Annotated in this window: 17 protein-coding genes; 2 read left to right on the top strand and 15 right to left on the bottom strand. The window is 38.0% G+C overall.

Going from position 1 to position 14,628, the window contains the following annotated elements; all coding sequences use genetic code 11:
* Positions 1 to 4: 4 nt before the first annotated feature.
* The 6 genes from mraY to IGL28_RS03735 all read right to left on the bottom strand — a co-directional run bounded on the left by mraY (position 5) and on the right by IGL28_RS03735 (position 5,538).
* Positions 5 to 967 carry a phospho-N-acetylmuramoyl-pentapeptide-transferase gene (mraY, locus tag IGL28_RS03760; RefSeq protein ID WP_010719780.1) on the bottom strand — a complete coding sequence of 321 codons (963 nt, stop codon included), beginning with the start codon at positions 965 to 967 and terminating at the stop codon, positions 5 to 7.
* 26 nt (positions 968 to 993) lie between these two features.
* Positions 994 to 3,186, bottom strand: coding sequence for a penicillin-binding transpeptidase domain-containing protein (locus tag IGL28_RS03755; RefSeq protein ID WP_010719781.1), 2,193 nt, complete (start codon positions 3,184 to 3,186; stop codon positions 994 to 996).
* Positions 3,187 to 3,582: a cell division protein FtsL gene (gene ftsL, locus IGL28_RS03750; RefSeq protein ID WP_010719782.1), complete on the bottom strand. Its 396-nt coding sequence runs from the start codon at positions 3,580 to 3,582 to the stop codon at positions 3,187 to 3,189. It lies immediately after the preceding gene.
* A 4-nt stretch (positions 3,583 to 3,586) separates the two neighbouring features.
* Positions 3,587 to 4,546 (bottom strand): 16S rRNA (cytosine(1402)-N(4))-methyltransferase RsmH, encoded by a 960-nt coding sequence (gene rsmH, locus IGL28_RS03745; protein ID WP_053766114.1) that lies wholly within the window; start codon positions 4,544 to 4,546, stop codon positions 3,587 to 3,589.
* A 20-nt stretch (positions 4,547 to 4,566) separates the two neighbouring features.
* Complete coding sequence (mraZ, locus tag IGL28_RS03740) at positions 4,567 to 4,998, bottom strand: division/cell wall cluster transcriptional repressor MraZ (protein ID WP_179133713.1); 432 nt, start codon at positions 4,996 to 4,998, stop codon at positions 4,567 to 4,569.
* Positions 4,999 to 5,169: 171 nt separating this feature from the next.
* Positions 5,170 to 5,538, bottom strand: coding sequence for a DUF3397 domain-containing protein (locus IGL28_RS03735; protein ID WP_010719785.1), 369 nt, complete (start codon positions 5,536 to 5,538; stop codon positions 5,170 to 5,172).
* 255 nt (positions 5,539 to 5,793) lie between these two features.
* Between IGL28_RS03735 and IGL28_RS03730 the strand changes: the two genes are divergently transcribed.
* Entirely contained in the window at positions 5,794 to 6,750 is a 957-nt protein-coding gene (locus IGL28_RS03730; protein ID WP_081128572.1) for a magnesium transporter CorA family protein, read from the top strand.
* A gap of 69 nt (positions 6,751 to 6,819) precedes the next feature.
* Positions 6,820 to 6,936, top strand: coding sequence for a DUF4044 domain-containing protein (locus IGL28_RS03725; protein WP_010719787.1), 117 nt, complete (start codon positions 6,820 to 6,822; stop codon positions 6,934 to 6,936).
* A gap of 222 nt (positions 6,937 to 7,158) precedes the next feature.
* On the opposite strand, the gene recN is transcribed toward IGL28_RS03725, so the two are convergent.
* The 9 genes from recN to IGL28_RS03680 all read right to left on the bottom strand — a co-directional run bounded on the left by recN (position 7,159) and on the right by IGL28_RS03680 (position 14,500).
* Complete coding sequence (gene recN / locus IGL28_RS03720; RefSeq protein ID WP_010719788.1) at positions 7,159 to 8,838, bottom strand: DNA repair protein RecN; 1,680 nt, start codon at positions 8,836 to 8,838, stop codon at positions 7,159 to 7,161.
* A 17-nt stretch (positions 8,839 to 8,855) separates the two neighbouring features.
* Positions 8,856 to 9,305 (bottom strand): arginine repressor, encoded by a 450-nt coding sequence (argR, locus tag IGL28_RS03715; RefSeq protein WP_010719789.1) that lies wholly within the window; start codon positions 9,303 to 9,305, stop codon positions 8,856 to 8,858.
* A gap of 99 nt (positions 9,306 to 9,404) precedes the next feature.
* On the bottom strand, positions 9,405 to 10,223 hold the full coding sequence (locus IGL28_RS03710; RefSeq protein WP_081128570.1) for a TlyA family RNA methyltransferase: 819 nt from the start codon (positions 10,221 to 10,223) through the stop codon (positions 9,405 to 9,407).
* A 14-nt stretch (positions 10,224 to 10,237) separates the two neighbouring features.
* A complete protein-coding gene (locus IGL28_RS03705) occupies positions 10,238 to 11,122 on the bottom strand; it encodes a polyprenyl synthetase family protein (protein WP_053766116.1) in 885 nt (294 codons plus the stop codon).
* Complete coding sequence (locus tag IGL28_RS03700; RefSeq protein WP_010719792.1) at positions 11,122 to 11,346, bottom strand: exodeoxyribonuclease VII small subunit; 225 nt, start codon at positions 11,344 to 11,346, stop codon at positions 11,122 to 11,124. The genes IGL28_RS03705 and IGL28_RS03700 overlap by 1 nt, the downstream gene beginning before the upstream one ends.
* A gap of 5 nt (positions 11,347 to 11,351) precedes the next feature.
* Positions 11,352 to 12,692, bottom strand: coding sequence for an exodeoxyribonuclease VII large subunit (gene xseA / locus IGL28_RS03695; protein WP_081128568.1), 1,341 nt, complete (start codon positions 12,690 to 12,692; stop codon positions 11,352 to 11,354).
* Positions 12,693 to 13,538, bottom strand: coding sequence for a bifunctional methylenetetrahydrofolate dehydrogenase/methenyltetrahydrofolate cyclohydrolase (locus tag IGL28_RS03690; RefSeq protein ID WP_063626747.1), 846 nt, complete (start codon positions 13,536 to 13,538; stop codon positions 12,693 to 12,695).
* Between the two features lie 94 nt (positions 13,539 to 13,632).
* The gene (nusB, locus tag IGL28_RS03685; RefSeq protein WP_010719795.1) at positions 13,633 to 14,082 is read right to left on the bottom strand and encodes a transcription antitermination factor NusB; all 450 of its coding nucleotides are present in this window, start codon (positions 14,080 to 14,082) and stop codon (positions 13,633 to 13,635) included.
* Positions 14,075 to 14,500, bottom strand: coding sequence for an Asp23/Gls24 family envelope stress response protein (locus tag IGL28_RS03680; protein ID WP_010719796.1), 426 nt, complete (start codon positions 14,498 to 14,500; stop codon positions 14,075 to 14,077). Before IGL28_RS03680 ends, nusB begins: the two co-directional genes overlap by 8 nt.
* Positions 14,501 to 14,628: the final 128 nt, after the last annotated feature.

Here is a 14,628-nt window from a genome sequence, read left to right as displayed (position 1 = left end):
TCTCCTACCAAATGAACCATAGTGTTATTAAAGAAGTTACAATACTTACTAACCAAAAAATGATGTCGATCTTCCATTCCGACCAACCACACATTTCAAAATGATGATGGATAGGAGACATTTTGAAGATACGTTTTCCTGTTAATTTGAAAGAAGTAACTTGAAGCATTACACTTGCTGTCTCCATAACATAAATCAAACCAACTAATAACAATGTCCACTCTTGGTTTAGCATAATAGAAATTGCTGCCAATAATCCACCTAATGCCAGAGAACCAACATCGCCCATGAATATTTTGGCTGGTTTACGATTATAAGCAAAAAAGCCAAGTAACCCACCAAGCACACTTAAACAAATAACTAAGACATCATATTGTTGCTGATGCCAAGCAATGATCCCGTAGGTTGCAAAAGAGATCGTTCCTAGTCCAGCAACTAATCCGTCAATCCCATCTGTCAGATTAACCGCGTTTGAAAAACCAACAAGCCAGAAAATAGCAAATACCCCATAGAATAGTCCAAGTGGCAACTCTATTCCAAAGAAATTTAACGTACCAGGATAGCCTTCCGAACGATAGACAAGATAAAAAATGATCCCGCCAATGATCTGCCCTAGCAGTTTTTGTTTAGAGTTTAGCCCCATGTTTCGTTTTTTAAAGATTTTAATGAAATCATCTAAAAATCCGATCACACCATATAAAGCTAAAACAAATAGTAGGATGAAAAGAGTAGGCGTCAACTGATTTTGCCAAGCGCCAACCCAAATTCCGGTTAATATTGCTGCAACTAAAAACACCAATCCACCCATCGTTGGAGTTCCGGCTTTTACATTATGCCATTTTGGTCCTTCTTCACGAATCGCCTGCCCTTGTTTTTTCATTTGAAAATACCCAATAAATAGTGGCATTGCTGCAATAGTCATTGCACAACTACTAACGATAGGAATCAATGCTTGTGTCCACTCCATACTCTTTTTCTCTCCCAATTCTATTCTTATTCTTCTAATGTAAAACTTAATTTTTTATCAGTGATTTTTTCATAGGGTGCTAAACTTTGCTCCTTACAGTAACCATCGCCATGGAAGGTGACTTCAACCCCTAAGATTTTCCCTAACTTCATAATATCTGCTTTGGACCAATCGGTGACATCAGGCATTAGTTTTTCTCCGCCTGTATACAAGATCAGTTTTTCGCCAGAAATCAATTGATCACCATTTGCAGTAGATTGTTTCTTCACTTTTTTCCCATCGCCAACAACGATAGGTTGCAATCCACTTTTCTGTGCATCTGCTGCGGCAACGTCAGCACTTAGATTACGGTAATCTGCTACAGTGATTTTTTCTGTTTTTGCTTCTGGTGAATTTTCTTCTTCACTTTCTTGGAAGTCCATCGCACGTTTCATCAATGGATTAGCGATTTTAGCTAAAGCCATTCGATCGTAAGTCTTAGGATGTTTCATCGTAATGTATAAAACATACTCTGGATCTTCAGATGGAACCATTTCGACGATGGAATATAAGTATGCTGTATCGCCAGTTTGGTACCCACCTTTATCAGAAGCAATCTGTGCCGTACCAGTTTTAGCTGAAACATTATAACCCGGCACACTATATACCCCATATGCACTACCATAATTTTCGCTTTCAACTACGTCACGCATATATTCTCGTACTTTTTCGGTCGTTTCTTTTGAAAATGGTTGCCCTAATACTTCCGTTTGCGTTGTACGCTCTTCATTCGTTGCAGGATCTACAACTTTACTGATGTAGCGTGGTTGGATCATCGTTCCATTATTTGCGACGGAAGTGAAAGCTTTCATCATTTGGAAATTTGTAACACCAATCGCTTGCCCATAAGAACTCATTGCGCGGTCAACGATATTTTCCGTTGGCAAAGCACCATTTACTTCATCATCTAGACCTGAATGAGTACTTTGACCAAAACCTAATTTTTGTAGGTAGTTGTACCAAGTACCGCCCATTCGTTGCTCTAGCATTACCATCCCAACATTACTTGACCAAGATAACGCTTGTCGCATCGTAAGAACTCCTTTTGCTCCAAAATCGTGGTCGTTGATCGTCGCGTCAGCAACTTTTATTTTCCCAGATTGGTACGTTTCATTCTCATTGAATTTCCCTTCTTGGATCGCTGCTGCAGTCGTGAAGACTTTCATAGTTGAACCAGGCTCATAGCTATCTTGCACTAAGAAATTACGCCAAACAGCATCCTTGCCGGTTAAGCCTTCCATCGTTTCAGGATTAAAAGTAGGTCGTTGACCCATTGCTAGAATTTCTCCAGTTTTCGCTTTCATCAACATGGCTGTTAATTCTTCTGGCTGGTATTCTTCATTCACTTGATCCATAAGCGTTTCAAGATAACTTTGTAAACGACTATCCAACGTCGTATAGATATCTTGTCCGTCAACTGCTTTCACTTCTTCTGCCACTGTTCCTGGTAGAGGATTTTGGTAGTTGTCTTTTTGGTAAACGATCTTCCCATTTTTACCACTTAAAATATCATTATAAGCAGCTTCTAGTCCGAGCTTTCCAACTAAGCCATTTTCATTTTTATCTGGAACAGCATAGCCGATAAAGTGGGAAGCAAATTCGCCGTTAGGATACATCCGTGCGGGATGATCTTCAAAATACAGACCGACTACTCCTGCTTTCTTCATATCGTCTTCTATATTCTGTTTGGTCTCTTGACTGATATTTTTTCCATAAGAACCAAATTCAACTTGATATAGATTATTTTTGGCGCCATCTTTTAAGATTTGTAAGGCATCGTTCTTTTCTATAGAGAGATTTTTATTTAGTATCTCGGCGATTTTGTCAAAGTTCTTTTCTTCGGCATACAATTTTTTGTCACCAGAAGTATAAGTTTTTGAAAGGATTGCTTTGATTGAGTAAGAAGTGGCATCTTCTGCCAAAGCGACCCCATTCCGATCATAGATCGTTCCTCGTTTTGCTTTTACGACCTCGCTCCCTTTGTAAAGTTGTTCGGTCTTTTCTGCCAAAGAGGTTCCTGCCACGTGACCACCGATCACGATATAAGAAAAACGAACGGCAAATAAAAAGAACAATCCAATACTCGTAGCAAATAAAATGATACCTACTTTTTTGCGATTGTTCGTCGGATTTAGATTTTTCTTTTCCATAAACCGCCGGAATTTATTTTTAAGACTCATTTACTTCACTTTCCTTAAATTGTCGTCATTGATTGACAACCCTTTTTCTTCTGCGATTTTTTTGATTCGTTCAGTACGTGATAATTCATTTTTTTCCTGTACTAAACTAGTTTTTTCTTGGTTTTTTTGAGTGATCTCTGTTTGAATCGTTGTGATTGCTTTTTCGACACCACTAATATTTGTTCGTAACATGACTGTTAAGACACATAGTGCGATCACTGAAAAAATAATACTTACTACTGCTAATTTTTCTAAAACAGAAATATGTTTTAGGCGTTTAGCCGGTGATTGAGGGCGTACGATTTCTTGATTTGAATCTGGCAATTGTTGTTCTGGTTGATCAACCACTTCTGGTAAATCATATGGATATTCTTGGACTTTTTTTAATTCTGCCATTACGCTACTCCTCTTTCACTCGTATTTTTTCAGCAATCCGTAATTTTGCACTACGTGATCGATTATTTTCACTTAGTTCTTCTTCTGATGGAAGAATCGGTTTTCGATTAATCAACTTCAGCTCTGGCTGAAATTCTTCAGGAACAACCGGTAATCCGGGTGGTAAATCTTGAACGGTACTGTATTCTTTGAACATACTTTTGACAATCCGATCTTCTAATGAATGGAAGGTGATCACACTGATTCTTCCATTGATTTTTAATAGCCGAATCGCCTGTTCTAATGAAGCTTCTTCTGCACCTAATTCATCATTTACTGCAATTCTTATTGCTTGGAAAATTCGTTTAGCTGGGTGTCCACCTTTTCTTCTTGCTGGTGCAGGAATCACATCTTTAATGATTTCTACTAATTCACCAGTTGTTTGGATCGGATGGATTTTTCTTACTCGTTCAATTTCTCGAGCAATTTGTTTAGAAAATTTTTCTTCGCCATAACGAAAGAAGATTTTTACTAATTCATTATAGGAATACTCATTAACAACGTCATACGCTGACAGAGGTGCTGATTGATCCATACGCATATCCAAAGGAGCATCCTGATGATAACTAAAACCTCTTTCAGCTTCATCTAATTGTGGAGAAGATACGCCTAAATCATACAAAATACCATCGACTTGAGGAACATGCTCTTTTATCTTTGCTTCTAATTCACGAAAATTCGCTTTGATAAAAGTAACCATACCTTTTTCAATGTATGGGGCTAACCGTACTTTTGCATGATCAATGGCTTTTTGATCCTGATCGAATGCATAAAGGTGCCCGTTTGTATTTAATTGGCTCAAAAGATATTCACTATGTCCGGCACCGCCTAGTGTACAGTCTACATAAATGCCATCTGGTTTGATGTTCAAGCCATCTACCGTTTCTTTCAACATGACTGTATAGTGTTGAAATGTCTCAGTCATTAGTCAGCCTCTTCCTATTCTTATAATCCAAAATCAATCATATTTTCAGCAATTTCATCAAAGTTTTCTGCTGCCACTTCAGAAAAATCTTGCCATCGTGCCTCATCCCAAATCTCGATTCGATTGGATACACCAATGACAACACATTCTTTCGTTAAAGCAGCGTAGTTTCTTAATGTACTGGGAATGTTGATCCGTCCTTGTTTGTCTAATTCACATTCAGTGGCCGCCGAGTAAAAAAAACGCACAAAAGTTCGAGCATCTTTTTTCGCTAAAGGCATGTCGTTCAGTTTTGTTTCTAAATTCGCCCACTCTTTCATTGGATAGCCAAAAAGACAGCCATCTAATCCACGCGTGAGAACGAATTGTTCACCTAACTCTTCACGAAGTTTTGAAGGTACGATCATACGACCTTTTGTATCAATATTATGCCGAAATTCGCCCATGAACATTGAAACTACCCCCATCTCTCCACTAACTAAAATTAGTCTACCACAATCCCCCACTTTCTACCACCTTTTATGGGAAATCAGAGAATAACTTTTTTATTAGTAAAAAAAATTTTAAGAATCAAGCTGTAAAAAGTCTTTAAAAAGTCTTTTTACAGCTTGATTGGCTTTTTATCAAAGATACGAGAGAAGATTTAAGACGATTAAAACGACATAAAAACCACTTGTTAACAAGAAAGCTAAACGCCAAGTCATTTTAAGATAACGTGAATAGATAATTTCATCATAGTAATACGCCTGGAATACAGCGATACAAATCGCCATCAACAAAAGTGAAATCATAAAGAAAGGCAGGAAGGAAACTGTCGCAGAATTGCGTGACAATGCATGCATCCCTCCCCATAAAAAAGGAACGGCAAGATCAGGCGCTTTGATTTTAAAACGACGATCTAATGAAAAAATTTTCACTAAAAAATTACAGCCAAACAACACGATGGCTGGAAAGATATACCAAAATAAAACAAGTGGCGTAAAAGTGCCCATCTAACAAAACTCCCTTTCATAGTTGGTTCAAGTATACCTGATGTATTTTACACAACTATTTCATTTATTTTAAATTCATAAAGTTTTCTACTATTTTTACTTCTTAGATAAAAATCTAATCCAAATTGTATGAGTCCACTCCTTTAATACTACCTTTTTCCTGTTCCTAGCCAATCCCATTTTCCAAGCTCTTTCACTGTGTTCTATTCTGATATTCGTTATAATAGATGAAAGAGCGTATTAGGAGGTTCAAAAATGATCAAGTATTTTTCTATCGAGGATCGACAATTGGTCAATACTCAAAAAGAAACAGCAGATACGATTTGGTATTGCGTCGAACGTCCAAGTGAAAATGAAATCCAGCAAATCACACACCAATTTCAAATTCCGTCTGATTACATTACTTCTATTTTAGACGATGCTGAAAATTCACGAGAAGAAGAATTTAATCAGACCAAATTAACAAAACCAGCGTTATTATTATTGCAATACCCGTTTCCAAAAACAAGCCCAAGTGGCTATTTTCAAGTAGATACTTACCCTTTTTCTATTATTGTGACACCTAAAAAAAAGCTTATCACAATTACGAATCATGAACCACTCTTTTTGAAAAAAGTATTTAGTCAAGCTTTTACTGAAAATGATTTACCAGCCAACTTAAATATCTTCATGCAATTATTGTGGCAAATTACTTTTTCCTACAATACTTATCTCAGCACCTTACAATCACAATGCGATGTCTTGGAAAAACAATTGCGTGTCTCAACAGAAAATAGTCAACTGTATCAAATCATGGATATCCAAAAAAGCTTGGTTTATTTCAAAGAAGCAACAACGGCTAACTTGACCACTTTAAAAACCTTAGTAAAAAACAAAACGATTCAAGAAAACCACGCTTTAAAAAATCATCTCCATGATGTGATTATTGAAACAGAACAATCACGCACTACCGCTCGAATTCAATTAAAACTAGTTGAACAAATGAATCAAACCTTTTCAGCGATTGTTTCTAATAATCTAAACAATATTATGAAAATTTTAACTTCTCTAACGATCATCTTAACGATCCCGACCATCATTGGTAGTCTATATGGAATGAATATCAAGCTTCCTATTGCAGGAAGGGACGATGCGTTTTTATGGATTATTCTACTGATGATTTTTATCAGTATCGCTACTGCTTATTATTTAAAAAAGGGAAAGTTTTTGTAACCGTCCCCTTGTGAAGAAAAGTAAAAGGAGTTAAACTAAAGACAACTAAAAAATTTCGAGGTAAAAATTATGCGCGAGAATAAACAAACAAGTACTTTTTCAAAAATCACTAAATTCGTTGTTTGGACCATGTTGATCTTAACGATTGGTTCAGTTGTCTTGACTGCAGTTATGAGTGTCATGTAAGAATGGCTTAAAAACCAATAAGTCCCGCACTTCCTAAAAAGAAGTGCGGGACTTGTTTTTTACCCTGCTAGGAAAGAATGTTCGCTTGCTAGTGGTTCGTTTTTTATAAGAAAGCCAAGTGTCGTTTTAGTTGCTGCCATACAAGTAGCATCTCTGAGTCAAATAACTGTTCATTCTAAGATATCCTCTTCTCTTAGACTGCTCAGGCTTCTACCTATTTTTCTATTTACTTGCTAAGCGTAATAATTCTTTGGCATGCTCGACTGTTAGTGGGGTAATTTCGCTTCCAGCTAACATTCGGGCAATTTCGGTTTCTCGTTGTGTGGGTTGTAGTTCGGTAACCGATGTTTGGGTACGCCCATCAATGACTTCTTTTTGAATATAGTATTGAAAATCGGCAACTGCAGCGACTTGCGGTAGATGGGTAATACACAAAACTTGTGAGTGACATGAGATCTGTGAGATCTTATCTGCAATCGCTTGGGCAACTCGGCCGCTTACTCCTGTATCCACTTCATCAAAAATGATACTAGTCACACCTTGTTCTGAAGAAAAAATAGTTTTTAACGCCAACAACATACGTGATAGTTCCCCACCCGAGGCAACTTTTACTAATGGCTTCAATGGTTCTCCAGGATTTGTGGTTATGTAAAATTCCACTTGGTCCAATCCATTAGCATCTAATTGTCCATTTTTTTCAGATGAAAAACGGACTTCAAACTCAGTGTTTTCCATATATAGACTTTTTAATTCCGTTAAGATTGATTTTTCTAGTTCTTTAGCGATTTTTTTTCTTGTTTTATGCAGTGCTAATGCTTGTTCTTGCAAGAACGTTTCTTTTTTAGTTAATTCCAGTTGCATTTTTTCTAGTTGACCTTCTGAGAAATCAGAAGAATCCAGTTCTTTAGTGATTTCTTCGTAATAATCAAGGATTGCTTCCACTGACTCCCCATATTTGCGTTTCAACTGACGAATCAATTCAAGCCGTTGATTGACTTCTTCTAATCGGTTTTCATCCAATTCCAAAAGATCGATTTGGCGACTCATGTCACCAATGGCATCTTGAAGTAAATAATAAGCACTTTGAACATTCTCAACGATTGCTTCATATTCATTATCTAGATGAGCAATGCTTTGTAGTTCAGAAACAGCTAAACCAACGTTATCCACACTACTGGGTTCTCCCGCACTCAATGCACTATAACCACTAGCAAAACTATCCACGATCTTTTGATAATTGCTTAATTTTTCTCTTTCCTCGCTTAACTGTTCCTCTTCGCCAACTTGTAAATCCGCTGCTGCGATTTCTTCTTGTTGAAAATGAAGCATGTCGATCCGTTGAACAAATGATTTTTCATTTTGTTGGACTTTCCGCATTTTTCGTTCGAGCTCACGATAGATAGCATACTCTTTTTGATATTTTTTCTTTTGTTGTTGAAAAGTACGATCACCAAAACGATCCAATAAATTTAAATGGGCTTCTGGTTGTAATAGCTCCTGGTGTTCATTTTGTCCTTGAATATCAACTAGATAACTTCCGATCCTTCTAAGATTTGCCAGCGTAACAATATGTCCATTGACTCGGCAGACATTTTTACCCGTTAATGCCATATCACGACGAACAATCAAGTTATCACCATCTGATTCGATGCCAAGTTCTTCCATCAATTCAGTAAATCCTTCTTGACTTGGCCATTCAAACAACCCTTCTAAGATACACTTATCGGCTCCTTGTCGAATATAATCACTGGAGCCTCTACCACCAGCCAGTAATCCAAGGGCATCAATGATAATCGATTTACCTGCCCCGGTCTCGCCAGTTAGAGCTGTCATTCCTTTATGGAAAGACAAATGCAATTCCGGAATAATCGCAAAATTAGTAATACTGATCTCTTGTAACAAGGCAACCACTCCTCAACTCAAAGGTAATGTAAAAAATCCATTTTCAATGCAACTGCATCTTCTTCTGTTCGTGTGATCATCAACACATTATCGTCATCATTAATGATGGAAAACAATTCTTTTTTATATCGTTTATCAATTAAATTAGCCGCAGCAGAAGCGTTGCCTGGTAAAGTTTTTAAAATGACGAATTTTTCCATTTGATCAACAGCCACAAATGCATCTTTCAATAACTTTTCTAATTTCGTACTAACGTCTTCAGTAGTTTCTGCAGGAAGACTATAGCGATAACCTCCATCAGCTGCAGGAACTTTGATGAGTTTGAGTTCTTTGATATCTCTGGAAATCGTTGCCTGCGTCACTGAAATCCCTTTGTTTTTCAGGATCTCCACAAATTCTTCTTGTTTTCTGATATCATTTTCATTTAGTAGCCGGGTAATCAAACGATGCCGATCTTTTTTTCGCATACGTTCTTCGCTCCTTTACGTATTCTTCCTTACTATGATAGCTTATTTCAAACGCTTAATAAAGAAGAATCCGCTGTCTTCTTTATTGCTTGCCCGTCATTATTTGTGGTTAAACTGGTTGTGGGCTTCTTGGACGATCTTTTCGGGTGCCACATCTGGAGATAACGTTCCTTGATCAGAAACTTTTTTCAAATGGGCTAAAAATTCAATGTTCCCCTCTCCACCGGTTATTGGCGAATAACTTAAATCTAATACATCATACCCATGCATCGCAGCAAAGTGTAAAATATCCTCAATCACTTGTACATGCGTTTGAGGGTCACGAACGATCCCATTCTTGCCAACTGCTTCTTTCCCCGCTTCAAATTGTGGTTTGATCAAAGCAATCACTTCGCCACCGTCAATTAAAATTTCGTGTAATGGCACTAACATCAAACGTAAAGAAATGAATGATACATCGATGACGGCAATCTCCGGGGTTCCTTCTTGAAAATCTTCTGGTTTGGCATAACGAAAATTCGCTCTTTCCATTACTACAACTCGTTCATCTTGTCTGATTTTCCAAGCTAATTGATTATACCCAACATCCAGAGCATAACTCATTTTTGCACCATTTTGTAAAGCCGCATCGGTAAAACCACCCGTTGATGCTCCAATATCCAATAATATTTTACCTTCTACAGATAAATCAAAGACCTTTAGTGCCTTTTCTAATTTCAATCCTCCACGAGAAACATAAGGTAATTTTTTGCCTTTGATCTGTAATTCACTACTTACAGGGATTTTTTCCCCTGGCTTATCGAAACGTTCATTTTTTTCGTTATAGATCAAACCAGCCATAACTGAACGTTTGGCTTGCTCTCTCGTTTCAAACAAGCCTTGTTTGACTGCTAAAACGTCTACGCGTTCTTTTTCCATTTTTTTCTCCATTTCTATACACTGAATTGCTGAACTAATTGACGTAAAAGTTGCCCATCAAATGAACACACCGTTTGTTCTAACTGATCAATCATTCGATTCGCCGCATCAATCTCATTTTCAAGTGCGCTTTTTGTTTCTTCGATACCTAATAAACCTGGATAGGTCGTTTTTTCCATTTTAGCATCTTTACCAGCTGTTTTACCTAATACTTCAGTCGTGCTAACCACATCGAGCAGATCATCACGGATTTGAAAAGCAAGGCCTAGATGACTGGCTAATTTTTGTAGGCTAGCTAAAACTTCCTCCGGTTGGTTTGCTAATACTCCTCCCGCTAATAAAGCGTAGTGCATCAAGCGACCAGTTTTTCTTTCGTGGATAAACATTAATTCCTCTAATGTTAATTGTTTTGTTTCTCCCTCGATATCCGCTGCTTGACCAGCAACCATCCCTTGGGTTCCCGCATTGATTGCTAATTGTTGCAGCAGTAAAAGTTTTGGTGAGTGCGCTAAATGAGCCATACTGATGAGTTGAAAGGCACCTGTCAATAACCCATCTCCTGCTAAAATAGCCAGCGCTTCCCCGTAGACTTTATGGTTTGTTGGTTTCCCGCGGCGTAGATCATCATTGTCCATTGCCGGAAGATCATCGTGAATCAACGAATACGTGTGGATCATTTCCAAAGCAGCTGCTACTTGATAAGTTGTTGTATTGATCGATTCGCCAAACGCAGCTACTGTACTAAGTAAAAGCAAAGGACGAATCCGTTTGCCTCCAGCGCGAACGGAATAAAGCATACTTTCTTTCAACTGTTCATCAGAAGTGTAGTCATTTAGAAAAGAAACAATTTCTTCTTCTACAGAAGATAGATGGATCGTTGAAAAATCAGCCAACTTCATTATGCTTCCTCATTTCCTTCAAAAGTAACTTCTTCATTTGCCTCTGACATCATTTTCGTCAAGGTTTTTTCAGCTTTAGTTAAAGTATCTTGGCAATGTTTACTTAATTCCATTCCTCGTTTAAAAGCATCTAAAGCAGATTCTAAAGGTACATCACCTTGTTCTAATTCCATGACAATTTTTTCTAATTCTTGTAATGATTCCTCAAATGTCGGATTTTCCATATTGATCATTCTCCTTCTTCTACTTCTTGTACCGTAGCATTCACTTGTCCGTCTTGGTAATGGATCGTGATCGTATCCTCAGGCTTCATCTCTGTCACACTTTTCACGACACGACCTTCGATTGTTGTGTAATTGTATCCTCGCCCCATGATTTTCAACGGACTAAGCAAATCTAATGATTGAATCGCTTGTTGGAAACGTTGCTGCTGGCTCTGCATATATTGTTCCATTTTTTCAGCTAACCGCTTCTCTAAGTAGTCTGTTTCTTGCTTGGCAGATTTCACTCGATAAGTCGGTGCAACTTGTGCCAACTGATGGTTCAAACGAACCGTTTGTTTTTCTTTCAAATGATAAATTTGTTGTGTCGTTTGGAGCAAGCGCTGTTTGAACTGATCAAGCTTAATTGTTTGTCCTTCATACAGACGTTCCGGTTGACGGAAAACATATGATTGTTTTGCTCGTTCAAAACGTTCTTGTTTGCGTTGAATTTGACGCAAAAAGGCCTGTTCAAGCCTTGCTTGCCGTTCTTTCAGCTTCAACAATACTTCAGATAAAACAGGAACAGCTAATTCAGCTGCCGCCGTTGGTGTGGCTGCTCGTACATCTGCTGCTAAATCAGCAATAGTAGTATCCGTCTCATGTCCAACTGAAGAAATCACAGGTGTTCGTGCCTCAAAAATGGCACGTGCTACTCTTTCTTCATTAAATGGCCACAAGTCTTCAATCGATCCGCCGCCACGTCCAATGATCATCGTGTCGAAATCTCCCAGTTCTTCAACACGACGGATATTTTCAACGATATTGTCAGCTGCTTGATTTCCTTGCACCACCGTTGGGAATAGGACGAGTTGGGCGATGGGGTAACGTCTTTTGACAGTTGTGATGATATCTCGGATAACTGCACCGCTTGGACTGGTCAAAACTGCAATTCTTTTTGGAAAACGTGGAAGAGCTTGCTTATGTTCCGGCTTAAAAAGACCTTCTTTTCGCAATTTTTCTTTTCGTTCTTCTAATTCTTGATATAGCGCTCCTACACCATCAGGTTCCATGTGTTCAACGTAAATCTGATAAGAACCAGAAGCTTCATAAAGAGAGATCCGTCCGACAACTAATACTTTCATCCCTTCTTTAGGTTGAAAACGTAATTTTTGAAATGCACCTTTGAACATGATCGCCGATATTTTCGCATGGTCATCTTTTAAACTAAAATATTGATGTGCATTTGCTCTCAAACGAAAATTCGAGATTTCACCTGTTAAATAGACCCTTTCAAGATAAGGGTCTACATCAAATTTCCTTTTTAAATACTTGGTTAATGTGGTTACTGTTAAATATTCTTGTGTCATCTACTCACCTGCTTCAGCAGCCAGCACGGTTTGATACATCAGCATCGTAATCGTCATAGGTCCTACTCCTTTAGGGACTGGAGTGATATAGCTTGCTAAAGGTTCTACTTCATCAAATTTTACATCACCGATCAATTTCCCATGCTCATCACGATTCATACCAACATCGATCACCACTGCGCCTGGTTTGATAAATTCCTTAGTAACAAAATGGCCTCGCCCAATCGCTACGACTAAAATATCAGCTTCTTTTGCAAGTTCAGCAAGGTTAGCCGTTTTTGAATGAGCAATCGTTACTGTAGCATCTGCCATCAATAATAATTGTGCCATTGGTTTCCCTACAATATTGCTACGTCCGATCACCAGCGCCCGTTTCCCTGCCAAATCGATATCATAAGCTGCGAACATTTTCATGATGCCATATGGCGTACAAGGAATCTTATCCGGGTTACCAGCTAATAATCGTCCTAAATTCATTGGATGAAAACCATCTACATCTTTTTTAGGATCAATTGCTAATAAGACTTTTTCTTCATCAATGTGTTTCGGCAATGGCAACTGAACAAGAATCCCGTGAAAATTTGGGTCTTGATTATATTTTTCGATTTCAGCTAACAACGTTTCTTCAGAGATCGTGCTTGGGTAACGTTCAACTTTTGAATGGATCCCGATTGATTTTGCAGAACGTTCTTTATTACGTACATAAACCTGACTGGCTGGATTTTCTCCTACTAATAAAACGACCAATCCGGGGGAGATCGATTTTGTTTTTAATTCGCTCACTTTTATCGCAATCTCTGCTTGCATTTTTTCAGCTAGTTCTTTTCCATTAATCAATTCTGCCATACGATCACTCCCAGATTTTTTTGTGCTTTCATTCTACCATAGATAAACAAGCTTTTAGAACCCGTTTCCTTGTTTTCATAGAAAAAAGCTGGGACTATGCCCCAGCTTCAATCTCTTTTAAAACATTAGATAATACACCGTTGACAAACTTACGTGATTGATCATCACTAAAAGTTTTGGCTAATTCAATGGCTTCATTCAATGCGACTGCGGATGGTACATCTTCAATGTACTTCATTTCAAAGATGGCGATACGCAAGATGATCAAATCCATCTTAGAGATACGATTGATGCGCCAGTTTCCTTTGAGGTGCTTCTCAATGGTTTGGTCTAATTCGCCTTTTTTCGCACACACACCGCCAACCAATGTATCTAAATAAACAGGAACAAACTCTGACTCCTCTTCATTGATCATTTCTTTGTGATCCAACTCAATTGCATGGAAAATTGCGTCTTCTTTGGTCAAATCAGCATTAAAATCTAATGGAAATAATGCTTGTAAAGCCATTTCACGAATTTCGTGTCTTGATAATTCTTTATTCATTTTCTTCCTCTTCGTCTTCAAAAAGTTCTTCAATTGCTGGTTGTTCTAGTTTTTCCGGTACGACTGCTACCACATGAACATTGACTTCTGCTAAAGCAATGTCTGTCATGAAAAGAACTTGCTGATTCACGCGTTCTTGCATTTCCATCGCTACTCTGGGAACAGAAACCCCATATTCTAAATAGCAATAAAGATCTACTTTTAACCCATCTTCATCATTTACTAAATAGACACCTTTACCATGCGCTGCACGCCCTAATAATTCCGTTACGTTGCTGGCAAATGTTCCACGCATCCCATAAACGCCTTCTACTTTTGAAGCAGCGATACCAATAATCACTTCAATGACTTCTGGCGCAATGACAATTTCACCAAGCTCTTGAGTCGCATTCAAAACTAAATTTTTGTCCTCTGCCATTTTATCTATTCCTCCTTTTGCCTCTACACAGATTGTTGCCTACGAATGAACCGTTCTTTCACTTATTCTTCATTCGAAACGTATAAAGGTAAACTGTTCACTTGCCTATTTGAGAGTCTTTTTCTCAA

Origin of the sequence: Enterococcus sp. AZ077 (assembly GCF_051714965.1) — a bacterium.
Classification (GTDB): domain Bacteria; phylum Bacillota; class Bacilli; order Lactobacillales; family Enterococcaceae; genus Enterococcus_B; species Enterococcus_B hirae.
This window is presented reverse-complemented; position numbering and strand designations above follow the sequence as displayed.